Origin of the sequence: Leptospira terpstrae serovar Hualin str. LT 11-33 = ATCC 700639 (assembly GCF_000332495.1) — a bacterium.
GTDB classification, from domain to species: domain Bacteria; phylum Spirochaetota; class Leptospiria; order Leptospirales; family Leptospiraceae; genus Leptospira_A; species Leptospira_A terpstrae.
In genome coordinates, this window is sequence record NZ_AOGW02000006.1 from 278,663 (window position 1) to 300,080 (window position 21,418).

The 21,418-nt window shown below is 39.0% G+C and carries 20 protein-coding genes and 1 pseudogene; 14 read left to right on the forward strand and 7 right to left on the reverse strand.

Features of this window, described 5'->3' with window-relative positions:
• Positions 1 to 40: 40 nt before the first annotated feature.
• Both LEP1GSC203_RS03220 and LEP1GSC203_RS03225 read left to right on the forward strand, forming a co-directional pair.
• The gene (locus tag LEP1GSC203_RS03220) at positions 41 to 346 is read left to right on the forward strand and encodes an STAS domain-containing protein (protein ID WP_002972217.1); all 306 of its coding nucleotides are present in this window, start codon (positions 41 to 43) and stop codon (positions 344 to 346) included.
• A 177-nt stretch (positions 347 to 523) separates the two neighbouring features.
• Entirely contained in the window at positions 524 to 1,855 is a 1,332-nt protein-coding gene (locus LEP1GSC203_RS03225; protein ID WP_002972570.1) for an adenylate/guanylate cyclase domain-containing protein, read from the forward strand.
• A 29-nt stretch (positions 1,856 to 1,884) separates the two neighbouring features.
• Here LEP1GSC203_RS03225 and gmd read toward each other — a convergent pair whose 3' ends face one another.
• From gmd to LEP1GSC203_RS03240, 3 genes are all read right to left on the reverse strand, one after another.
• Entirely contained in the window at positions 1,885 to 2,901 is a 1,017-nt protein-coding gene (gene gmd, locus LEP1GSC203_RS03230; protein ID WP_002972633.1) for a GDP-mannose 4,6-dehydratase, read from the reverse strand.
• Positions 2,902 to 3,098: 197 nt separating this feature from the next.
• The gene (locus LEP1GSC203_RS03235; RefSeq protein WP_002972740.1) at positions 3,099 to 4,385 is read right to left on the reverse strand and encodes a DUF1501 domain-containing protein; all 1,287 of its coding nucleotides are present in this window, start codon (positions 4,383 to 4,385) and stop codon (positions 3,099 to 3,101) included.
• A 9-nt stretch (positions 4,386 to 4,394) separates the two neighbouring features.
• Complete coding sequence (locus LEP1GSC203_RS03240; RefSeq protein WP_002972813.1) at positions 4,395 to 6,233, reverse strand: DUF1553 domain-containing protein; 1,839 nt, start codon at positions 6,231 to 6,233, stop codon at positions 4,395 to 4,397.
• A gap of 76 nt (positions 6,234 to 6,309) precedes the next feature.
• Between LEP1GSC203_RS03240 and LEP1GSC203_RS03245 the strand changes: the two genes are divergently transcribed.
• The 3 genes from LEP1GSC203_RS03245 to LEP1GSC203_RS03255 are packed head-to-tail and all read left to right on the forward strand — an operon-like array spanning position 6,310 to position 8,928.
• Positions 6,310 to 7,380: a zinc ribbon domain-containing protein gene (locus tag LEP1GSC203_RS03245; RefSeq protein ID WP_002972407.1), complete on the forward strand. Its 1,071-nt coding sequence runs from the start codon at positions 6,310 to 6,312 to the stop codon at positions 7,378 to 7,380.
• A 1-nt stretch (position 7,381) separates the two neighbouring features.
• Positions 7,382 to 7,912, forward strand: coding sequence for an LIMLP_15305 family protein (locus LEP1GSC203_RS03250; RefSeq protein ID WP_002972269.1), 531 nt, complete (start codon positions 7,382 to 7,384; stop codon positions 7,910 to 7,912).
• 17 nt (positions 7,913 to 7,929) lie between these two features.
• Positions 7,930 to 8,928, forward strand: coding sequence for an SPFH domain-containing protein (locus tag LEP1GSC203_RS03255; RefSeq protein WP_002972675.1), 999 nt, complete (start codon positions 7,930 to 7,932; stop codon positions 8,926 to 8,928).
• Between the two features lie 61 nt (positions 8,929 to 8,989).
• Here the strand turns inward: LEP1GSC203_RS03255 and LEP1GSC203_RS03260 are convergent, their stop codons facing one another.
• Positions 8,990 to 10,747, reverse strand: a complete 1,758-nt coding sequence (locus tag LEP1GSC203_RS03260; RefSeq protein WP_002972646.1) for a patatin-like phospholipase family protein — start codon at positions 10,745 to 10,747, stop codon at positions 8,990 to 8,992.
• A gap of 15 nt (positions 10,748 to 10,762) precedes the next feature.
• The gene (locus LEP1GSC203_RS03265; RefSeq protein WP_002972887.1) at positions 10,763 to 12,079 is read right to left on the reverse strand and encodes an MATE family efflux transporter; all 1,317 of its coding nucleotides are present in this window, start codon (positions 12,077 to 12,079) and stop codon (positions 10,763 to 10,765) included.
• A 56-nt stretch (positions 12,080 to 12,135) separates the two neighbouring features.
• Between LEP1GSC203_RS03265 and LEP1GSC203_RS03270 the strand changes: the two genes are divergently transcribed.
• From LEP1GSC203_RS03270 to LEP1GSC203_RS03310, 9 genes are all read left to right on the forward strand, one after another.
• Positions 12,136 to 13,446: an amidohydrolase family protein gene (locus LEP1GSC203_RS03270; RefSeq protein WP_039937068.1), complete on the forward strand. Its 1,311-nt coding sequence runs from the start codon at positions 12,136 to 12,138 to the stop codon at positions 13,444 to 13,446.
• 30 nt (positions 13,447 to 13,476) lie between these two features.
• Positions 13,477 to 14,169, forward strand: coding sequence for a hypothetical protein (locus LEP1GSC203_RS03275; RefSeq protein WP_002972297.1), 693 nt, complete (start codon positions 13,477 to 13,479; stop codon positions 14,167 to 14,169).
• Positions 14,166 to 15,983, forward strand: a complete 1,818-nt coding sequence (locus tag LEP1GSC203_RS03280) for a TrkH family potassium uptake protein (RefSeq protein ID WP_002972393.1) — start codon at positions 14,166 to 14,168, stop codon at positions 15,981 to 15,983. The genes LEP1GSC203_RS03275 and LEP1GSC203_RS03280 overlap by 4 nt, the downstream gene beginning before the upstream one ends.
• Positions 15,984 to 15,991: 8 nt before the next feature.
• A complete protein-coding gene (locus LEP1GSC203_RS03285; protein WP_002972885.1) occupies positions 15,992 to 16,687 on the forward strand; it encodes a potassium channel family protein in 696 nt (231 codons plus the stop codon).
• Positions 16,688 to 16,705: 18 nt separating this feature from the next.
• Entirely contained in the window at positions 16,706 to 17,482 is a 777-nt protein-coding gene (locus LEP1GSC203_RS03290) for a cobalamin-binding protein (RefSeq protein ID WP_002972167.1), read from the forward strand.
• 85 nt (positions 17,483 to 17,567) lie between these two features.
• Positions 17,568 to 18,407, forward strand: a complete 840-nt coding sequence (locus LEP1GSC203_RS03295) for a MotA/TolQ/ExbB proton channel family protein (RefSeq protein WP_002972539.1) — start codon at positions 17,568 to 17,570, stop codon at positions 18,405 to 18,407.
• A 20-nt stretch (positions 18,408 to 18,427) separates the two neighbouring features.
• Entirely contained in the window at positions 18,428 to 18,847 is a 420-nt protein-coding gene (locus LEP1GSC203_RS03300; RefSeq protein ID WP_002972397.1) for an ExbD/TolR family protein, read from the forward strand.
• A 1-nt stretch (position 18,848) separates the two neighbouring features.
• Positions 18,849 to 19,271: an ExbD/TolR family protein gene (locus tag LEP1GSC203_RS03305; protein WP_002972391.1), complete on the forward strand. Its 423-nt coding sequence runs from the start codon at positions 18,849 to 18,851 to the stop codon at positions 19,269 to 19,271.
• 1 nt (position 19,272) lies between these two features.
• Positions 19,273 to 19,869: an energy transducer TonB gene (locus LEP1GSC203_RS03310; RefSeq protein ID WP_002972279.1), complete on the forward strand. Its 597-nt coding sequence runs from the start codon at positions 19,273 to 19,275 to the stop codon at positions 19,867 to 19,869.
• Between the two features lie 103 nt (positions 19,870 to 19,972).
• Here the strand turns inward: LEP1GSC203_RS03310 and LEP1GSC203_RS20120 are convergent.
• Both LEP1GSC203_RS20120 and LEP1GSC203_RS03320 read right to left on the reverse strand, forming a co-directional pair.
• Positions 19,973 to 20,810 (reverse strand): annotated as a pseudogene (locus tag LEP1GSC203_RS20120) (LBF_0142 family lipoprotein).
• Between the two features lie 136 nt (positions 20,811 to 20,946).
• Entirely contained in the window at positions 20,947 to 21,318 is a 372-nt protein-coding gene (locus LEP1GSC203_RS03320; RefSeq protein ID WP_002972640.1) for a phasin-related domain-containing protein, read from the reverse strand.
• Between the last annotated feature and the right edge of the window lie 100 nt (positions 21,319 to 21,418).

The following is a 21,418-nucleotide window of genomic DNA, read 5'->3' on the forward strand; positions in this document are numbered from 1 at the left end:
CAGCTTTCCTCTCCTGACTTACGTTAGAGGCCAACGAAATATGAGTGATAAGATACTAGTAGAAGAAAAGGGAAACACGATCCGTGTTCGCTTTATGGACCAGATTCTGGATGGAAACGCTCCGGAACTCCGAGAAATATTAGCTGAGATCCTGGAAAAGAACGTTCAAGAAATCTATTTGGATTTGGAAAAAGTTGTGATTGTGAGTTCTCTAGGGATCTCTCGCCTGCTTTCTTTCAAAAACAAAGCAGATGAAAAGAAAATGACAGTGAAGATTGTCAATATCCAAGAAAAACTCAAGGAAACTCTGAAGAAGTTGATGTTGGATCAGTTTTTTGGCCTCTAAACCAAAATAAATTTTAATACTTTCCGCTTTAGAACTGAATTAAAAATCCACTGCCTTTCCTGGTAGTGGAAACAGTTGGATCATAATCTTTTGATTCATTACAAATCAATATTCTTTAAACACATATCATCATAAATAGAATTGATTTTCTATCGTATCCGTAATTAATTTCGCGAGATGTCCAAACGAATTCAAAAAATTTTCTATCGCATACAACTTGCCCAACTTACCAAAGGGTTGAATGACGAAAATGCTCGTGCTTTACGAGTGAATGCAACATTTCAAATGGTAATGTTTTTAATACCGACTCTTCTCATCCCGATCATATTCTTTACGGAACCAAAAGAAACACATCTCACCTCCTTTCTCTCTTATTTTCTACTAGTGATACCATTAGGCATTTCTCGTTATTTACTCTACAAAGGAAGTTTTTTGGTAAGTGCTGTGATCACTTTACTTGCGAGCAATTTTCATATCCTATCTCTTACCTTTTTTCAAGCTGATGACCCGGCTCCCCTTGTTTTTTTAATCTTTTCTATTATACCCTTTATCATCTTTCCAAGAAAAAACAAAATTCCCCGTTTGTTCTTTGTTAGTTTATCTTCATTCTTGTTTTTAGGTTCTTTTTATTATTATAGAGTGCTTGGTGCGGAGGGCCTTTATGGTCCACCAAAATGGGTAGTACCCGCTGATTATTTAATGCCTCCCTTAATCATGTTAGTTTTCTTTTTTATTCTTCTAGTAAATCAATTTGTAAAAGCGGTAAATCGTGCAGAAGATAAACTAATCGCAGAACACCAAAAATCAGAGAGTCTTTTATTGAATGTTTTGCCATTAGAAGTAGCAAGAGAATTAAAACAAAATGGAGTGAGTAAACCAAGGCATTATGCATCTGCTACCGTTTGTTTTACCGACTTTGAAGGTTTTACAAAAATAGCAGAGACTCTTTCTCCCTCAGAGTTAGTGGATGAACTCGACCGTTGTTTTTCTTATTTTGATAGTTTAATGGAACGTCATAAACTAGAAAAACTTAAAACCATTGGTGATAGTTATATGTTTGTTGGTGGGATTCCCAAATCAAATTCCACTCACGCAGTAGACTGTGTTTTAGCGGCACTAGAAATACAGGCCTTTATGAACCAAATGAAAGAGATCAAAGCAGCACAAAATCTACCATACTGGCAACTTCGACTCGGAATACATTCAGGGGAACTGATTGCCGGGGTAATCGGCGATAAAAAATTTGCTTACGATGTTTGGAGTGATACAGTCAATACTGCCAGCCGATGTGAATCATCAGGAATGACAGGAAAGATCAATATCTCTTCTTCTACCTACGAATTGATTAAGGATTTTTTTCAATGTGAATACAGAGGGGAGGTTCCAGCAAAACACAAAGGGCAAATAAAAATGTATTTTGTATTGGGACTACTTCCCGAGTTACAACGAGAAGGTCATCCCAATATACCAAACGCAAAATTTGAAATCCGCTATGTGAATCTCAAATAAAGGTTGAATCTACTAAATGGATTGTCTGATTAAAATCCTTGGTTTTTTAAATCAGCTTCCATCATGATTTTAACCAATTCTTTAAACTTAACTTTTGGTTCCCAACCTAACTGGCGTTTTGCCTTTTCTGGATTACCAATTAAAAGTTCTACTTCAGTTGGTCTGTAGTATTTAGGATCGATTTTGACTAGAATTTGGCCAGTTTTTTTATCCTTACCAACTTCTTTGTCAGCTTTTCCTTCCCAAACAACTTCGAATCCTGCAATTTTATAAGCTTCTTCGATGAACTCTCGAACCGTATGTGTTTCATTGGTTGCAACTACATAGTCATCTGGAGTGTCTTTTTGTAACATCATCCACATCATCTCTACATAGTCTGGAGCATATCCCCAATCACGTTTGGAATCAATATTACCCATAGTGATATGTGGGAGTTTTCCCGCCTTTACTTCAGAAACTCCAATAGTTACTTTTCTTGTTACAAATGCCTCACCACGACGTGGAGATTCATGATTGAACAAAATTCCATTGGATGCGTGCAAATTGTACGCTTCTCGATAATTTACAACTGCCCAATAAGCATAAAGTTTTGCGACTGCATATGGGGAACGTGGGTAGAATGGAGTCTTTTCTGTTTGTGGAACTTCTTGGACGAGTCCGTAAAGTTCGGAGGTAGATGCTTGGTAAAACCGAGTGTTGATTCCAGTTTGTTTGATTGCATCTAAAATCCGTAATGTTCCCACGGCATCTACTTCTGCAGTGTATTCAGGAACCTCAAAGGATACTTGAACATGTGACTGGGCAGCGAGGTTGTAAATTTCCGAAGGCTGGATTTTTTCTAAGATTCGGTTTAGGTTCGAGGAATCCGTCATATCTCCGTAGTGAAGGTGGAGGTTGGGGTTTCCGTGCAGATGTTCAATGCGATTGCGATTGAAAAGGCTCGTTCTACGAACGATCCCGTGGACTTCGTAGCCTTTTTGGAGGAGGAGTTCTGCCAGATAGGAACCGTCTTGGCCTGTGATTCCGGTGATGAGTGCTTTTTTCATAGATCAGGGATCAGTATTTTAAATTTCTTTGGTAAGAAAAGGAAAAATGAACCTAGAAAGGCAAATATTCCTAAAAAGTAGCAATGAAATCAAAACCCGAGGTGAAATGAGACAGAGTTTTGCATAATAAAGCCCCTTTACACTACTGCCAAAGGGGAGAAACTCCTTATGATATCCAAATTGCGAAAGAAATGACTCTAAAATAATCCTTCAAACACTTTGGCTTTCTTTGTGGTTAACAAAAAAGGTCGGCCAAAGGAATTGGTGAGGGAAGCTTCCGGATCTACCCCTGCCGCTTTGTAAATGGTAGCGACCAAATCCCTGACATGAACAGCCTCTGTGGGCTTTATAGGTTTCGATCCTGTTTCGTCGGTATCTCCAAACACAAATCCTTTGGAGAATGGACCTCCTCCGAGTAAGGTAGACCAAACTTTTGGATGGTGGTCTCGACCATCGCGAGATCCTACATCTGGAGTCCTACCGAACTCACTAGTAAGAACGAATAACGTTTGTTTTATGAGGCCAGTGTTGTTTAAATCCTCTAATAGAGAAGCAATGCCCATATCCGTTTCTTTCATAATTTTGGCAATTTGTGCTTTGTTTCCCGTATGCGTATCCCATCCACCGATAGAAATATGAATGAAGGGAACTTCTTGTGTCGCGAGTCGTTTGGCGAGTAACATAGCTTTCCCTTGCCAAGTGGTTCCGTATCGGGCTCTTGTTTTTTCATCTTCCAAACTGATTCGAAAACTATCTATGTTTTTGGAATTACGAAATTCCTCTGCAGCAACTAACATATTTTTCCAATGTTTGGACTCACTGGTAGGATAGGTTTTGGAAAATTCCTCGTTCATAAACGAAACCAAATCCTTACGACGAAGGATTCGATCTTCGGAAAACTTTCCATAAGATGGATGCAGGTGTTGGATGGGTTCATCCACATTGCCGACATGGTAACCAGAATAATCGATTCCTAAAAATCCAGAATTTCCATTTTTCCCTCCCCTACCTCCAATCGTCACATAACTTGGGAAATATGATGATTTGACTTTTGCTTTTTTGGCATAAGCAATCACAGCACCAAAATGGGGAATGTCTGGAAACCCCATAGCCTCTGTCATTCTGTATCCGGTTCCGAGTAACATTTGGGCAAACCCATGATCCCCTTCTTCACTCCATGTGGACTTAATGATTCCAATCGAATGCAGCTGTTTGGCGGTGAGAGAAAATGGTTCTAGAACAGAGAGTCCGGATATACTGGTGCTTACTTTAGAAAAGGCACTATTTGGTTTGGGATCGAGAGTGTCCACATGGCTCATCCCTCCCATCATTTCAATAAAGATCACTGACTTTACCTTGGAAGGAAGTGTTATCGATTCCTCTTCTTCCTCAGCCCGTAAATTACCAAAAGGCGGAGAGGATAACAAAAAGGGACTGATACCCAAACTAATCATTGCTTTTTTTAAAAATTCTTTGCGGTCCATTTTTAATCCTTAGTTTATGTGTTGGAATTCTTGGCTATTGAGGAGAGCCCAGAAAATATCTTGGAGGAGGTCTTTGTCGAAAACGTTATCTGGTTTTAAGATTAGAGTTTTGAGTTTTTCCTTTTCGCCATTCGAAGGAGAACGTCCGAGAAGCCTGTAGTAAAGATTGCCAATGACTTGATCCATTGATTTTAGCTGGTCAAACTCTGCTTTTACGAGGGATTCTTTGTTTCCAAAATCCCAAACTAATTTCCCAACCACACGCCCATTCATGAGGGTTAACATTTGTTCTATGGTAAGTTCTTCAATATCATCAGAAATATCCACTCGGGGGCCAGAACCAAAAACTGACAAAATGGTATGATAAGGCGCGGGCCTTTCCACTTCGACAGCGTTAGTGAATTCTTTTAGATTGTCAGTGGGAATTCGAATAGTACCTGTTCCAGTCAGATCATAGGGTTTTTTATCCATAAGGTTTGTAAGCCAAGACAAATTTCTTTCCCTGATGTTACCGATCTTTTGTAAGTCAGAAACGCGGATGAGTGAGTTTAGAAGTTGGTCACTGTCCAAACGTTTGGGAGAAAAATAGCGAATGGGATCTTGGTCTGAACCACTACTAGTGAGAGAACGATGGTAGGCATTGGATGTGACAATGTACAAAATGAGTTCTTTTAATTTGAGTTGGTTTGCTAAAAAATAAGAATCCAAATGGTTTAGGATCTCTTCGCCCGTCACCACAGTATCTTCATTCCAATCATCTAAAGGAGTGAAAAAACTCCAACCCATAAGTTCTGTCCAAACTCGGTTGATAATGACTTTGCGAAAACGATCATTGGATTTGTTTGTTAACCAGTTGGCAAAAACTTTCCTTCTATCTTCTCCAAGTTTTAATTTGGCTTCTTTCCCATCTAAAAACTTGGGCCGCACCAAATCTCCTCCAGGTGCATCGTCTGTATGAGGAAAACGAAGGCCGAGTTTCGGCTCGTAGTATAACGTGGCGAATGCGACTTCATGTTTTTTTTGATAATCTTTTCTTTGTTCGTCGGTCCATTTATTCCAATTGTCCCGATTCCATTCATTATTTTTATCTTGTAAGGTCTTTTGTTCTTCCATGGGAAGGTGGACTTCTAATTCTCTAGGAACATAACTTAAAGACTTTCCATAACGTTCGGCTTCCCAAGTTCCATCCCGAAAGAATTGTTGGCTAAAGAATGCAGCCAGTGCATAATAATCCCTTCTTGTAAAATCCGAAATATAAGGATGGTCATGACACCTGGCACAAGCGACACGTTTTGCATAAAATAGCCTTCCGACGTATTCGGCAGTTTGTAAAGGATCGGCCCCATCTCGAATGTAAAACATTGTGGCCGGTGATTCATTTACATTACCGGTTGAGGTCAACATTTCTTGTACGAGTTGGTCATAGGGTTTGTTTTTATGAAGAGAACCGGCAACATATTGAAAGAAGGCACCAGTCGGAATTTTACGGCCTTTGGATTTATCTCTTAACATAGAGGTAAACTTAGTTCCCCAATATTCGGCAAACTCGGGTTGTTTCAAAAAACTGACAGCAAAGGATTCCAAACTTTGGTCCTTTGGCAATGTTTCTAACTCTTTCCATTCAGAAACTCCGGGTATCACTCCTCGTAAGTGGAGGGACAATCGTCTCAGTGATACTTTTGTATCCGTTTTACTAATATTAGGTGATAGTTTTAAATACAAACTATCTAACGGATGAACTGCATTCTGTTTTGATCTAGAAAAAACATAACCAACGGAAAGAATGAGTAAGACAACAGACAGAAGTAAATACCGGAACTTTAGAATTAGATTTAGTACCAATCGCATATTTGTAAGATTCTAGGTTGGATTTTAGGATTTGAAAATATTTTTCTTGCAAATGTCAATTTTTTGCGGATAAACCTTGGTTGCGATGGCAGAAGAAAAAATCTATGAAATGCTTTGGGACTGCGAATTCTGCGGTTCTAAAAAACTACTTGGTAAAACTCATAGGCATTGTCCCAACTGTGGAGCCACTCAAGATCCAAATCGTAGATACTTTCCAAACGATGCGGATAAGGTGGCAGTCCAAGATCATATTTATTACGGAGTGGATAAGGTTTGTCCTTTTTGCCAAACTGCCAACGGTGCCAAAGCCACTTTCTGCGGAAACTGCGGGGGAGCACTCGATGGAGCACAAAACGTAAAACTCAGGTCAGACCAAGATGGTCTCACTGAAGATTCTGTCCAAAAAGCAAAAGAAGAATTGGCCTTTGCCAATTCAGAATTTATCAAACCTCATCCGAAAACACCGAAATGGGTTCTTTGGTTACTCGGCTCGATTGTAGTTGGTGGGATTGGATTTGTTTGTCTTGGTGTTTTATGGACCGAAAAAGTGGAACTCCAAATCACTCATCATGAATGGTCTCGTACGATTGCCATTGACCAATTCAAACCAGTCTCTGAATCGGAATGGTGTGATTCTATGCCAATGGGTGCGTACAGTGTGTCCAGAAGTCGTCAAATCAGAAGTTATAATAGTATACCTGATGGAGAAGATTGCCATACAGTTCGTTCGGATCGTGGGGATGGAACTTTTTCAGAAAGTGAAAGTTGTACTACCAAATACAGACAAGAACCTGTCTATGATGACCATTGCAGTTACCGGATTGATAAATGGGCCTTTGATCGCAATGCCGTTGCCAAAGGATTTGGAACCACACAAGAACCTTATTGGCCCACTCCCCAAATCCGTGAATGTACAAACACTGCCATTGGCTGTGAACGGTTAGGAGCTAAAACAGAAAAGTATATGGTTTATTTCACAGAATCTAGCGGTGAAACCAAGGGAGAAAAACATGATTGCGAATTTGACCAATCAAAATGGAAATCACTACCTGCCAAAGCCCTTTACCAAACTGAAAAAAGTGTAATCTTTAATTACATCACATGTGACACCATACAAACGTTAGAAGAAAGCGCGACAGAGGAATAAAATGGACCAAACTTGGTTAAAAACAACATTAGAACGTTTTAAGAACGAACAAGATCCGATTCGCAAGTTCTTAAAAGAAACCAAACTCTTTGAGGAAGCCCTTGCCAACCAAGAATTTGAAAAAACAGACCTTCTCATTCGCAAAGAACTGGGAGGAATTTTAAATTCCTTTAAAGAAAGTTTTCGCAAACTCGAAGAAGGTTTTGTACAAAAAGCACAAATCCAAAATATCGGAAAAACCAATCCGGCTACTACACTTCTGGATCGAATCATTATGAAAGTAAACTCTGCAGGCTACGGACTAAACGGACTCGGCACAGGTGTCAAAGCCACTCAGGAAGAAATGGAAAATTTACTGAATCACGACTTTGGTATGTTAACTAAGGTGGGAGATCTTCAAAAAGAAATTTTAGAAACTCTTCCCACTTCATTTGCAACTAACCCAGAAGTCGCAATCGAATTCATAAACAAATTGTTTTTGGATTTTGAAACACAGTTTGAAGCAAGAAACTCAATTTTTTTAAAAAAATAGGATAAGGAATCAGTAGTATGGCACTAATAGATAGAATTAAATTTGAAGGAAGTCCAAGTGAAATCGTTTGGAAGTATCCATCCGATGAAATCAGCACCGCAGGACAACTAGTAGTCGATGAAAACCAAGAAGCCATCTTTTTTAAAGAAGGAAAGGCGTTAGATACTTTTGGACCAGGAACCCACACGCTTAAAACGGGAAATATTCCAATACTTGAGGCTCTCGTCAATCTTCCGTTTGGCGGAAAAACTCCTTTTACCGCAGAGGTTTATTACGTAAACAAAGCCATCTTTGCTATGAAATGGGGAACCAACACTCCCATTCCTTTGGAAGATCCTAAATACAAAATTGTCCTCAACATCCGTGCCTTTGGAGATTACAAATTTAGAATCAAAGATTCGAAATCCTTTTTAATCAACGTAGTTAAGGGCGGAAATCGTACCACAAACGAATCCATTGATGAATTTTTGAAACCAAATATTGTACGTGGAATCGGAGATTTTATTTCTGAAGTCATTTTAAACAACAACACTTCCGTTGTAGAAATTAATAAGTTTAGAGATGAAAGTTCCACTGCCGGAAGGGTTAAACTGGCTCCTGAATTCGAAAAGTATGGAATTGATTTAACAGAGTTTAACGTATCTTCGGTGAACTTTGACCAAAACGATCCTAACTACCAACGAATCCAAAAAATCATTACCGATAAATTTGAAATTGATATGCTCGGTGATAAATACCAACAAAAGAAAATGTTCGATATTGGACAAGCAGCTGCAGAAAACGAAGGCCAAGGTGGCGGAGCGATGGGTGCCGGAATGGGCATGGGAATGGGGATGAATATGGGCCAAATGATGGGCAATATGATGAACCAAGGCGGAAACCAACAAGGTGGCGGGGCACCAGCGGCAAACGACCCTGCTGCAAGGATTGCAAAACTGAAAGGACTGCTAGACCAAGGACTCATCAACGCAGAGGAATTTGAAGCGAAGAAAAAAGAAATTCTTTCCTCTATGTAAACTCGGCCTTCCAGAATCAATGAATCCACTTAACGATGCTAACAAAGTTTCGTTAGGTGGATTAAGAAAACAATTGTTTGATCTCTGCTAAATTGGCTTCTGCTTCCTGTTCTCCCTTATCAATGATCTCTTGGTAACGGGCAAAATCAAATAACTGAAATTCTTCTAAATGAAAATGCACAAACAAATCCATTTTAGGACGTTTGAGACGAGTGATCTCTCTACCTTCCAAAGTAATGGTTCTTGTCATAATTTGTAAGATGGGTGGATATTTGAGAGTGTCCCAAATATAACGAAAGAATCCTTTTTCTGTTGTATTACGATCTTCAAAGAGTTTTACCGGAACAATTTCTTGCAATGGAGATACATTGATTCCCATCACCACATCGGCACCTTTGCTGCGGATGAGATTTTCAGGAACATTATTGATCATCCCCCCATCAACCAGTAACTTTTCACCAAGCCTGTAAGGAGGAAAAGCTCCAGGCAAACTCATCGCACTAGTCAATGCTTCGGTAATCGGTCCTTGGTCAAAGATATGTTCTTTACCCGTTTGTAAATCCACTGCGGAAGTTGCGAAAGGAAGAGGAAGTTCTTCGATCCTTTGGTCACCAAATCCTTTCTTTAACATCCGTTTCATTCTTTTGCCTTTAAAAAAAGCAACAATGGGTAAGGTGGGGTCAAAGGCACTTTCCAATCCGCCAAAGAAATTTTTGACCATTTCTTCGATTTCCTCTGGTGAATTTTTTCTCGCATACAAGGCAGCAATCACAGCCCCCATCGATGCACCCGATACAAAATCAAAATGAATTCCTTCTCGATGTAATACTTTTAATAATCCAACATGTGCAAGAGCCCTCGCTCCACCACCGCCTAACGCCAAACCTCTCGTTTTTGCCACAAGGTATCTGGCGAGAGTATCCTTTTGGTAAAAGGTTTTGAGTGACTGGTCTTGGGGAAGATAACTTTTACGAACGCCACTTTCCATCATACGAATGGCACGGCCTTCAAAGTTGCGAATTCGACTTTTCCAAAACTGAATGATTTCTTCTTTTTCCTTGTAGAATTTTTCCGGTTCATCTTCCCAAAAAACTAAGAAATCAGATTGAACCACAAGATAATGTAAATCCATTCTGGAAGTGGATTCATCGAAATATATATGGAGTAAGGGAGTTTTGTTTCTGAGATTAGTTAGATATTCAGAAATTTGTGTGGGATCCATTCCCTTAAAGGTGGAAATTGGAATGGCGGTAGAAAGTTTTTTGGTTACTTCTCCATATTCTTCTAAGAAGGATTTTACTTTTTCACCAAAATGATATTCTGGTTCTAAAGGAATATGTACACATAACCTTCGTAAGCCGATAGAATGGTCTTTCTGATTATGATTGGATCTATCTAAGTTCTCTCGCATTCGAGATCCCATCATTTGAATGATATTTTGGGCAAAGACCTTTTCTTGTGAGGCTAATTGTAAAAATAATTTTCCATTCAAAACATAAACAAGGGAATCGATAACAGCGATAGCAGAAGTAGAATGATTAGAACTGGAAATGAGTGAGTTCTCGGCTAACACTTGGCCGGAACCCACATATACATGACTTTGACCTGCTACATTTTCAAGAAGGATTTCTCCATACCGAACAATGTAGATGGACTCCGAAGACTCTCCTTTGTAGTAGAGAGCTTCGTGGCTTCGGATTAATTTTTCTTGGACATTATTCGCGAGTCGTAACAAAACAGAGGGGGGAAGTTTTTTGAACAAATCCACAGACTTTAAAAATTTTTGTATGGCCTGCCTTTCTAATTCAGTTCGTTTCATTTTTCCCTCGCTCTATTAAATTCGTATACTTACCCACTCCTTCCTACGAAATTTTCCGACAAAAAGCACTGCCATAAGTAAAATCCAAATAAAAAACGCAGACCAGATTCCAATCGTTCCCCATGCTAGGACAATCCCGAATAGATAGGCCAGTGGTAACATGACAAGAAAGGAAACGATGAGGTAAACAAACATTACATAGTACATCATCCCCGCACTTCGAAGAGCAGATCCAATCACCATATGATAGGCATCACCCACTTGGATGAGGGCCACAATACAAAGTGCCGGGTATGCTTCTTTGATTACCGCAGGAACATCCGTAAAAAGCCCGATGAGCCAAGGGCCTGCGATGATAAAAAAGAGGCCCATACTTCCCATAACAATTGCCGAAAAAGTGGCAGAACGCATGGTTCCTTCATAAGCCAAACGTATTTTGCCCTGTCCCATGGATTGGCCAAGTATGGTTGTCGCAGCAATTCCAAAAGAAAAACCAGGCATAAAAGACAAACTAAGGCATGTTAATACGACGCTTGCGGAAGCGAGTGTTGTTGTGCTAATCATACCTGCAATTTTATAAAATCCAGAAAAGGCAAAGTTCACGAGTGTCCCTTCCAGTGCTGGTGCAAACCCAACCATACAAAGTTCTTTGATGATGGCAAAACTAGGTGCAAAGATTTCGTATTGAAAAAATTTCATTACATCTTTGCGGAAAAAATAAAACAACACGATCAGTAGAGCAGGAACAGATGACAAACTAGATGCAATGGCTGCTCCTTTGACTCCCCAAGCTGGGAATCCCCAGTTTCCAAAAATCAGTAACCAATTGAAAAAGATATTTGTTACGGCAGCCAAGATAGAAGAAATCATACCCACTTGTACAATTCCAATTCCGTCAAAAAATCCGCGTAAGGCGAACCCTACAAAGAACAAGACTGTTCCTAAAAATCGATAAGATAAATACACACCAGCAACTTCGATCACTTGTGGATCATCACCAATCCAACCCATAAATTGTGGGGCATAAAGGAATCCAAAATAGGACAATAAAGATCCTAAAACTAAGGACAAATAAACTGAATTGATTAGGGTGATTCCGACCCCTCTGTCATTTTTTTCGCCAAATCGACGTGCTACGATGATTTGAACCGCCATAGATCCACCCATAAGAAAGGCAAAGATGGAAAAATAAACCATTCCACCGAATCCAACTGCGGCGAGAGGAACCTCTCCCAATTTACCAACCATAGCTGTATCTGCAACCATGATGGCTGTATAACTAATCATCCCAAAAAAAACAGGGATTGCTAATCCAAGAATTTTCTGATTCAATCGAGTTGGCTTCAAGATGCGTCTAATTTTGTGAAGCATAGTTTTGTCATTCTTATATGTATTGCGATCTACACAACCACCTTTATGGATGTTTACCCCCCGAAACTTTGTTTCGAATTGGAAAAAATAACCCAGAACCTCGTTGGCATTTGTATTTGGATTCCTATGAAAAAGCATACGGAATAAAAATCCGACCTTCGACTTTTTTTGAAGATTATGCTGACATTCAAAAGTTTTCTAAACTTTACCACTTTCGAGAAAAGGCTCCCTTTTTACATTTCCAAGCAAAGTTCAATTTAATCATCGCCTTAGTAAAGTTTGATGAAAGAGAAATTACTGAAGTCACACATGATGTAGTGTTATCCAATAGTTTAGAAGATATTAGTTACGCAGAATATCGTTTGATGTTTGGAAAAGAAGAACCAAAAGAAAGTTTTTATACAAAACTCATGGCTTGTTTGGAAGGACTCAAAAAAGGCGAAGAATCTGCCAAAAAAGAAGGAAAACCCATCCAAGGGAAACTTGTGATGTCCTTACATAGAGATTTAAACTTTGAACGGCATTATGATTGGATGAAAAATTGGATGGAAAAAGAATCTGTGATTCGAAACGGTCTTGTGGGAATTGATTTCTGTCATATCGAAGAAGGCCATCCTCCCAAAGACAAAAAATCTTTTTTCCAATCGGTAATTAAGGACAACAAAGCAGAACCTAACACAGCGTTATCGATTCTATATCACGTGGGAGAAAGTTTCCGAGACAAAACTCCCTTCTCAGCAGTACGTTGGATTTTAGAGTCAGCAAATTATGGAGCCCATAGACTGGGACATGCATTGGCCCTTGGAATCGATTCAGATTATTTTTTAGGTGAGGAAAGGACAGAACTAGTTTCTGAAGCCAAGGACCAACTGGAGTGTGAATTAGAATCCTATGAAGAAATTACAAGTTTTGGCCCGTTTTATCCCAAAGAAGAACTCGAACTCAAACGAAAGGAATTAAAAACAAAACCAGATTCAGAACTTCTTAAAATTCCTTTTGATGAAACACAGTCCCAATACTTACATACTTTTCAAAACTATGTTATGTCTACTTTAGCGAAAACAGATGTTGTGATTGAGTCTTGTCCTTCTTCCAATTTATACATTGGAATGTTAGAATCTCACATAGACCATCCCATCACACGGTTTTTACAAAATGATTTGAAAGTTTCGATTGGTTCCGATGACCCAGGGTTATTTGGAACCACTATGCCTGAAGAGTATGGACATGCTCATACGGCAGGAGTTTCCGAAAAAGATTTAGAAATGATCCGTGAAAAGTCATTTTCCTATCGTTCTACCAAACTTTCCGGTCGTGAATTGGATTGACCCTGATACGGATAGGGTAAACTGGAATGTATGCGGAGTTTTTCTCAAGTTTTTGTTCCAATGATTGTTGTCTCACTTACTATGGGGCCACTCCTTGGGCAAACAAAAGAAGGATTTTATGACACAAATAATTACGACTTAAGAAACCTTCCTAAGTCGGATCCAGAATCCAATTTACTACAAGATGTGACTCTACCTCCCAAGTTCGAAACTCCCGTTCTTGCCACTCCGAAAAATGTAAAAACTCAATACAGTGGGATTGATTCCATTCCGGGGGCCGGTTCCTTACTCAACTCTAGAACCACATCCAACTCCAGTCAAAATGCAACTAATCCTTATAGTCTAACCGGTTCCCAAAATTTGCCAATCAATCCACTTACTGGTGAAATCAACGAACAAGCCCTTCAAAACCAATTACAAAAAAGCAGAATTAAACAAGAGTTAAAGAAAAAACAAAAAGAAGAATTTGATGAAGATGCTGTTTATGAAGAAACTAAATTCCGTAGGGCTTATATTATTTTCTTTTTAACATTGCCATTTGCAATCATTGCCTCGGCAGGAGGTGTCGCATTACTTCCTGTAGCCTTACAAAAATCAGCAATAGCCAGTGGGATTATGATCACTGGAACTACCGGTCTTTCTGGAACCAATGTCTACTTGGACAGACAAAGATTAGAAGAACACCGCGAAAAGAAAAAACAACTAGCTGAAGTTTACCCTTGAAGTTCAAACGACTTTTCGTTTTTTTCCATCGATTTTTCCTTTATCTACAATTACTACGCTTCGAAATTCGAAAGTTTTATATGGAACACCTTCGCTTTATTGGAAGGGCTCTTTATATTCTATTTGGATTTTTATCTGTCGCCATTTTACTTTTAGACTTTGGATTTTATTATCCAGAAGAATGGAAATCTTATGTGACATTCTCCATTCGTTCTCTTGTGACATTTTTTATTTTATATGAATCCATTCACTTAGTTTTCACAAACAAAAGATGGAGAGAGTATGTTTCCCTTCACAAAATAGAACTAATCATATTATCAATGTTAGGTCTTGAATTCATCTATGAAAAAAACATAGTTGCTATTCTGAAATCATATCATATCTCAGGGGATGACACTACTCTCATTTTTTTATCTGCTAACCAAGTTCTATTTCTCTTTTCCAATTTGGCTCATTTCTTTCGCCTTTCCAGAAAAAATGATTCAAAAAAGTTAAATCCATCGATTGTATTTGTATCTTCCTTTGCATTCATCATTTTACTCGGTGTTTGTTTTTTACATTTTCCAAAATCTACAAATGGAACGGTCCGTTCGATTGATATTATTTTTACAACTATAAGTGCCACATGTGTAACAGGACTTTCCACAGTAGATCTAGGAACACAGTTTACATTAACAGGACAATTGGTTGTTTTACTTCTCATCCAAGTGGGTGGGCTCGGCCTTATGACCTTAACTAGTTTTTTTTCCATCTTCCTTGCAGGTAAAGTTTCTGTAAGTGATACCATGATGATCAAAGATTTGTTATCCGAAGAAACGATGGGTCGTGCCAAAGAAATTTTAAAACAAATCACTCTCCAAACACTTTTCATTGAATCAGTTGGAGCACTTTTATTATTTTATAGTTTTCCAGAGAACTTCCCAATTGCGCTTTCCGAAAAAATTTACTATTCAATCTTTCACTCCATTTCAGCATTTTGTAACGCAGGTTTTAGTTTGATGCCGAATGGGCTCGCCACAGAGGCCTTCAAACATTCCGAAGGTTTTTTATCTGTGGTCATGTTTCTCATTATTTTAGGAGGACTTGGTTTTCCCGTTTTATTCCAAATTCGAACTAGGCTTTTCAATCCTTTTGATTTTAAGTTTCGATGGTCGGTAACTTCCAAATTAGTATTCTGGATGACCGGCTTTCTTCTGTTATTTGGTTGGATTTCCTATTATTTTTTAGAAGGTAATTCTAGTTTAAAAGGTTTAACCACTGCAGAACAAATTTTTCATTCTCTATTTTATTCCGTTACCACAAGGACTGCGGGATTCAATACCTTAGATTTAAACCAAATGGGATTTCCCATCACGTTTATATCCTTTTTCCTTATGTGGGTGGGGGCTTCCCCTGTTTCCACTGGGGGAGGAATTAAAACCACAACCTTTGCCATCTCATTACTGAATATTACCAATCAAATCCGTGGAAAAGAAAGAATGGAAATTGACCACCGAACCATTGCTAATTCCTCAATTGCCAGAGCCAGTGCGACCATCGTATTATCTTTATTTGTGATCTTTACTGCTATTTTTTGTTTGTTGTTAACCGAAAATGCAAACTTTATTGATTTATGTTATGAAGTAGTATCAGCTTTTGGAACAGTCGGTTTGACACGAAGTCTCACTCCTCACTTAAGTGATTATGGTAAAATCATTATTTGTTCTGTTATGTTTGTAGGAAGGGTAGGAATTTTAACACTACTCGTGGCTCTCTCTAGAAAAGTAGATCATATCTCGTATGAGTATCCGAAAGAATATGTGGTTGTAGGCTAAAGTTTGGTATGCAAAGAAAAAAAATAGCAGTCATTGGAATTGGAAGTTTTGGAAAGTTGTTTGTTCAATATTTATTTGAAGATGGACATGAAGTCATCGCAATAGATAAGGATCCAGTCATCATCGATTCTATTAAAGATTCTGTGACGATTGCAGTTGCTTTAGATGCTACTGATGAACATGCATTAATATCGCAAGGAATTGCGGATGTGGATTATGCAGTGATTGCACTAGCTGATGATTTTGAAACTTCCATCATCTGTGCTGAGAGTTTAAAAAAATGCGGAGTCAAAAACATTTACGCTCGTTACCAAACTCCCTTACAAATGAAAGTTTTGGAACTACTGGGAATCAAAGATCTTTTTAATCCAGAAGAAAGGGCCGCAAGGAGTATGGCCGAAACCTTTTCTTTTTCAGGAATGCGTTCTAGTTTTTTACTTTCTGATGATTACAGTGTCGTTGAAGTCACAGTCCCCAAACGTTATATCAATAAAACTATTGCAGAAGCTGACTTACGTCATAAATACAATATCAATGTGATCACAATCAAACGTCCCATCACAAACAAAGAATCTAAAAGAGCTTCCGATTCCAAAGGGGAAAAGATATTAGGAATTCCCCATGGAAACACTCTCCTTCGAGAAGACGATGTAGTTGTATTATTTGGCTCGCAATCAGACATCACACGATTTTTAGAATCATAAACTAATCACCAATTCAATATGGGTCCAGAAAGAATCATTTGTTTGACAGAAGAACCAACAGAGATGCTTTATCTGTTAGGTGAAGAGAAAAGAATAGTCGGAATTTCCGTTTATACCGAACGGCCCACTCGAGCCAAGGAAGAAAAAACAAAGGTTTCAGCCTTTATCAGTGGAAACCTTAAAAAAATTACATCACTCGAGCCAGACTTAGTCATTGGTTTTTCTGACATCCAATCCCAATTTGCCAAAGATCTCATTGAACGCGGGTTAAATGTCCTTATCTTCAATCAAAGGTCCATATCTGAGATCCTTTCCAATATGCAAATGTTAGGAAACCTAGTTGGTCAGGCCGAAAAAGCCAAAACACTCATAGGTGGTTGGCAAAAGAGTATTTCAGAATGGAAACGGGAAGCAGACGAGAAAACTTACAAACCGAAAGTTTTCTTTCAAGAATGGGATGAACCGATGATCACTGGAATCCAATGGGTGAGCGAAGCCATAGAACTTGCAGGTGGAGACGATTGTTTTTCCCACTTAAAAGACAGAAAACTCGCCAAAGACCGGATCATCACCGCAGAAGACGTAAAAGATGCCAATCCAGACATTTATGTAGGTTCCTGGTGTGGGAAGGCTATGGACTGGGACTGGGTGCGTAATAAACCCGAATGGCAAAATACAACTGCCCTAAAGAAAAACAAAATCTTTGAAATGGATCCAAGCATTATATTACAACCAGGTCCTGCATTATTTTTGGAAGGGATTCCCAAACTAAAAGAGATCTTTTCCTCCTTCTAATTCCCCACTTTGTCATACCCTTGTAATCTATTTGTAACAAGGATATTCTAGATTTGAAACATATCAATTAGATATGGAGACATTCATGAAATTCTCATGTAACCAGACAAAAGCGAAACTCACTTTGTCTTTTGTGATCGCACTCATCACAATCTTTACTCTTGCAGGAAAACTCGAAGCACAAACAGCACCTGCTGCCCCAACGACTGAAACCACACAATCTACAGAGACTCCTACGGAAACACCTGCTCCTGTTGCAGAAGCTCCAGCGGAAGCACCACAACAAGAATCCGAAATCGGACTCGTGAAGTTGTTTGTGACAGGTGGATGGTCTATGTGGCCACTCCTACTTTCTTCGATCGTAGGCTTTGGTGTAATCCTTGAAAGACTCTACTTTTTCTTCACAGCAAAACTCGTTAGAAAAGGATACAACCAAGACTTACAAGATGCAATTGATGCTTCTGGAATGAGTGGTGTTGAAGAATTCTTAAAAGCAAATGAAGGCCAAAGAATTACTGACGTATTAAAAAATGGTATGGAAATTTCTCAAAACGATCCAGAGATTTTTGCTTCTGGAATTGAAAGAGAAGCAGGCGAAGTCATGACACTTCTAGAAAAAGGACTCACTGTTCTTTCTGCTGTTTCCACTATCGCACCTCTCGTTGGATTCCTTGGAACTGTATCCGGTATGATCAACGCTTTTGATGCGATTGCAAACGCTGACCAAGTAAACGCAAAAGTAGTTGCTGGCGGTATTAAAGAAGCCCTAATCACTACGGCTGCTGGTCTGATAGTTGCGATTCCTGCCATGACATTTTACCAATACTTACAAGGCCGCGTGGGATTCTTTACTTCTGAAGTGGAAGAAGCTGCAAACAAAATTTACAAAGAATATTTAAAACTCAAAGCCGGTAAAAAAGCGTAAGTAACGGAAAGTAACTAACCATGATTAAGTTAAAGAAAAAACAAGAACTAGAGGAGATATCGGCAGCATCTATGTCGGATATTGCCTTTCTACTCTTGGTATTTTTTATGGTAACTGCTGTATTCTTTGTAAAGGAAGGTCTTAACATTTCTCTTCCTCGCAAACAATCCGAACCTCAGCCTTTTTTACGAAAGAATGTATATGAAATTTTGGTAACCCAAGACAGATACAAAATGCGTAATCCTGCTTTCGGAACTAAAGAATACACTAGTTTGCAAGAATTCCGTGATGACCTAAACCAAATGGAAATCCCGGATCTTAAAAACAAACTAGCACTCATTGTTACAACCGGTGATACCAAATATGCAAAGATGTTGGATGCATTATCAGCAATCCAACTGCGTGGATTTGAAAAAATCTCAGTGAGAAAGAAGAAATAATATGTTACGAAGAAAGAGAGTCGCACCTTCAGTTCCCGTAAGTTCGATGGCAGACATTGCCTTCTTACTTCTCGTGTTCTTTATGGTAACCTCCGTATTGGATTCGGATCCAGACCTTCCCATCAATCTACCAGACGTTCCTGGTGGAGAACAGTTAAACAAAAAGATCGCCAATCTTTACTTAACAGCTGATGAAAAGAGAACTGTCTATTTCAACTCAGTAAAAATGGAACTCAACGAAGCCATGAGTGAAATCCGTGCAAAACTTTCGACCACACCAGACCTCAAAGTTTTGATTCATGCGGACCAAGATTTGACATACGAAGAATTAGACAGTGTATTCGAAACCCTCCGAGAAATAGGGGCCTTAAAGGTTTCCCTTGTTACCAAGACCACTCAAGGTGGCGGGTTAAAAGGGAAGTAAAGTGAACGGAACAGCTGTTACACCGAGAAGATCAAAACGAGAAAGGATCCATCGATTTATCGATAGGTACCGAATCGAAACTGGTCTTGCCATTTCTGCCTTTTTACAAGCCATCATCATTCTCTTTTGGTTCACTCCTCATTTGGAAACGGACAGTTTGGATAGTCTCGTGGAAGAAGTGGCATTTATTGACAATGTCCAAATCCAAGAACCATCCACTGATTCTAAACCAACTGATGGAGACTTTGATCTAACTGACAAAGAAAAAGAAGAGAAAAAAGAAGACCCTAGGATTGCTGGAGCTTCCGACCCCATCGTTTCTGGTGCCACCTCACCGGTAGACCTTTCCCCCAATGTCCGTCCTGAATATACTTCTGATGCGAAAGCATTAGGTGTTACGGGAACCATGACTTTAGAAGTCATCATTGGAAACACTGGTGAAGTGCTACGAGTAAGATCCGTAGGGAAACAGTTAGGTGGTGGACTCGAAGAAGAAGCAATTAAAGTTTATCGTAGAAAACGGTTTTCCCCTTCTATCTTAGAAGGAAAAGCAATTACGGTAAAAGTTCTTGTCCCCATTCGATTTACATTGAACTAATTCATTGGGCGAATCCACCACTGGAACAGTGGTGGACCGGGCTCTCCGCTGCAATCTGCTTTGCAGGATTTCCGCTACGATCCCTTTCGCAATGACTCCTGCCTTATTCCCCTAACTCCAAAACCTTATCCTCTTCTTCCATTGGTTGTTTTGGAATTTCCATTTTCTCAATTCGGATTTCATGAACAAAATCAGAATCTTCAAAGCGATCTAAAATCGTAATCCTTCTCGGGTATTGTTTCTCATTCCAAGATTCATAATAACCGTATTTCAATACACCTTTGTAAAAACTAAAGAGTTCGCGGTAAGTAAATTCCATCCATTCTAAGGCACCGCTTGTTTTTTCAAAGTAACCCACATACTGGTCTGTATCAGGAGTTGCATTTGCCTGAACGGAAGTAAAATAAACCACTTCAAAATCTTGTCCTAATTTTTGGATCGGACCCGCATATTGAATGATAGAAAACTCTGTCAACCGCCAAGGCAATGTTAGGTAAAGTCTGAGTGATTCTAAATATACTCGGACTTCATCGTCGCCAGTAAAAACCTTTCCAGTGTCCGCAGCAATTTGGTAGGTATCTTTTTTGACAAGTCCAAGGATAAGACCTTTTTTTTTCACCACCGAGAAATTCAATCTCCATAGCATCTTTTTCAAAATCCAAATACACACGAAGTCGTTGTTCTGATTCTTTGATAGGAGTAAAAAAACGAACAAATTTTGAATGCCAAACATCTTTGATAACAAACTGAATTTGTTTGTACCCTTTCCAATCTCCTGGTGTGAGTTCTTTCACAGGTGGACTTGTGATCACTGACAAGCCTTTCTTTTTAAGATCAGGATTTAAACCTTCTTTTTGTAAGGTGGGGGGACGTAAGTCAGCAAGGGAACAAGAGATAAAATAAAAGGAAATACATAGGATTAAGGCACTGGAACGAAACATTGATTCCAGAATGATTGAAAAAGAATCGTCTGTCAATAGGGAAAGTGAATCGAAGGAATGAGTGGAAGTGAATTGAGATAAAGTTAGAAAAAAGAAAAAGGTCGGAAAACCCGACCTCCTCTTCTATTAGTGAAACTTATGCTTTTGCAGCACCTGTCTTTTTGATAGATTCCGCAACTTCATTGATTTTTGCTTTTACGGATTCAATTTTTCCTTCAGGCATTTTTGCTTTGATTTCTTCTGCAATTTTGTTGTAGTTTTCTACGATTTTAGAACGAGTTTCATCGTAGTTTTTTCCTGCAACACTAGAGAATTCTTTAATGTCTGTTAGGATTTTGTCAACGGATTGGCGAATCTTTACAGAGTCTTCCGTGTTATCCAAAGCACCTTTTGATACTAATTCATTATAAGTTGTTTCCAACTGAGTTTTTGCTTTCCCAAGACCTTCTTTTCCTGATTGGAAAAGTCCGATACCTGCGTTGAGAATGTCCATGATTTGTTTTTCCATAATTTAGCTCCTGGTTTTCACCTATTTGTGCGTTGCACAACACAGTTATGTGCGTTGCACAAAATCTTTCAAGAACTTTTTTATCCTATTTTCTATATTT

Coding starts and splice junctions, on each gene's coding strand:
- LEP1GSC203_RS03220 (WP_002972217.1), top strand. CDS start 41: ATGAGTGATAAGATACTAGTAGAAGAAAAGGGAAACACGATCCGTGTT.
- LEP1GSC203_RS03225 (WP_002972570.1), top strand. CDS start 524: ATGTCCAAACGAATTCAAAAAATTTTCTATCGCATACAACTTGCCCAA.
- gmd (WP_002972633.1), bottom strand. CDS start 2,901: ATGAAAAAAGCACTCATCACCGGAATCACAGGCCAAGACGGTTCCTAT.
- LEP1GSC203_RS03235 (WP_002972740.1), bottom strand. CDS start 4,385: ATGGACCGCAAAGAATTTTTAAAAAAAGCAATGATTAGTTTGGGTATC.
- LEP1GSC203_RS03240 (WP_002972813.1), bottom strand. CDS start 6,233: ATGCGATTGGTACTAAATCTAATTCTAAAGTTCCGGTATTTACTTCTG.
- LEP1GSC203_RS03250 (WP_002972269.1), top strand. CDS start 7,382: ATGGACCAAACTTGGTTAAAAACAACATTAGAACGTTTTAAGAACGAA.
- LEP1GSC203_RS03255 (WP_002972675.1), top strand. CDS start 7,930: ATGGCACTAATAGATAGAATTAAATTTGAAGGAAGTCCAAGTGAAATC.
- LEP1GSC203_RS03260 (WP_002972646.1), bottom strand. CDS start 10,747: ATGAAACGAACTGAATTAGAAAGGCAGGCCATACAAAAATTTTTAAAG.
- LEP1GSC203_RS03270 (WP_039937068.1), top strand. CDS start 12,136: ATGTATTGCGATCTACACAACCACCTTTATGGATGTTTACCCCCCGAA.
- LEP1GSC203_RS03275 (WP_002972297.1), top strand. CDS start 13,477: ATGCGGAGTTTTTCTCAAGTTTTTGTTCCAATGATTGTTGTCTCACTT.
- LEP1GSC203_RS03285 (WP_002972885.1), top strand. CDS start 15,992: ATGCAAAGAAAAAAAATAGCAGTCATTGGAATTGGAAGTTTTGGAAAG.
- LEP1GSC203_RS03290 (WP_002972167.1), top strand. CDS start 16,706: ATGGGTCCAGAAAGAATCATTTGTTTGACAGAAGAACCAACAGAGATG.
- LEP1GSC203_RS03295 (WP_002972539.1), top strand. CDS start 17,568: ATGAAATTCTCATGTAACCAGACAAAAGCGAAACTCACTTTGTCTTTT.
- LEP1GSC203_RS03300 (WP_002972397.1), top strand. CDS start 18,428: ATGATTAAGTTAAAGAAAAAACAAGAACTAGAGGAGATATCGGCAGCA.
- LEP1GSC203_RS03305 (WP_002972391.1), top strand. CDS start 18,849: ATGTTACGAAGAAAGAGAGTCGCACCTTCAGTTCCCGTAAGTTCGATG.
- LEP1GSC203_RS03320 (WP_002972640.1), bottom strand. CDS start 21,318: ATGGAAAAACAAATCATGGACATTCTCAACGCAGGTATCGGACTTTTC.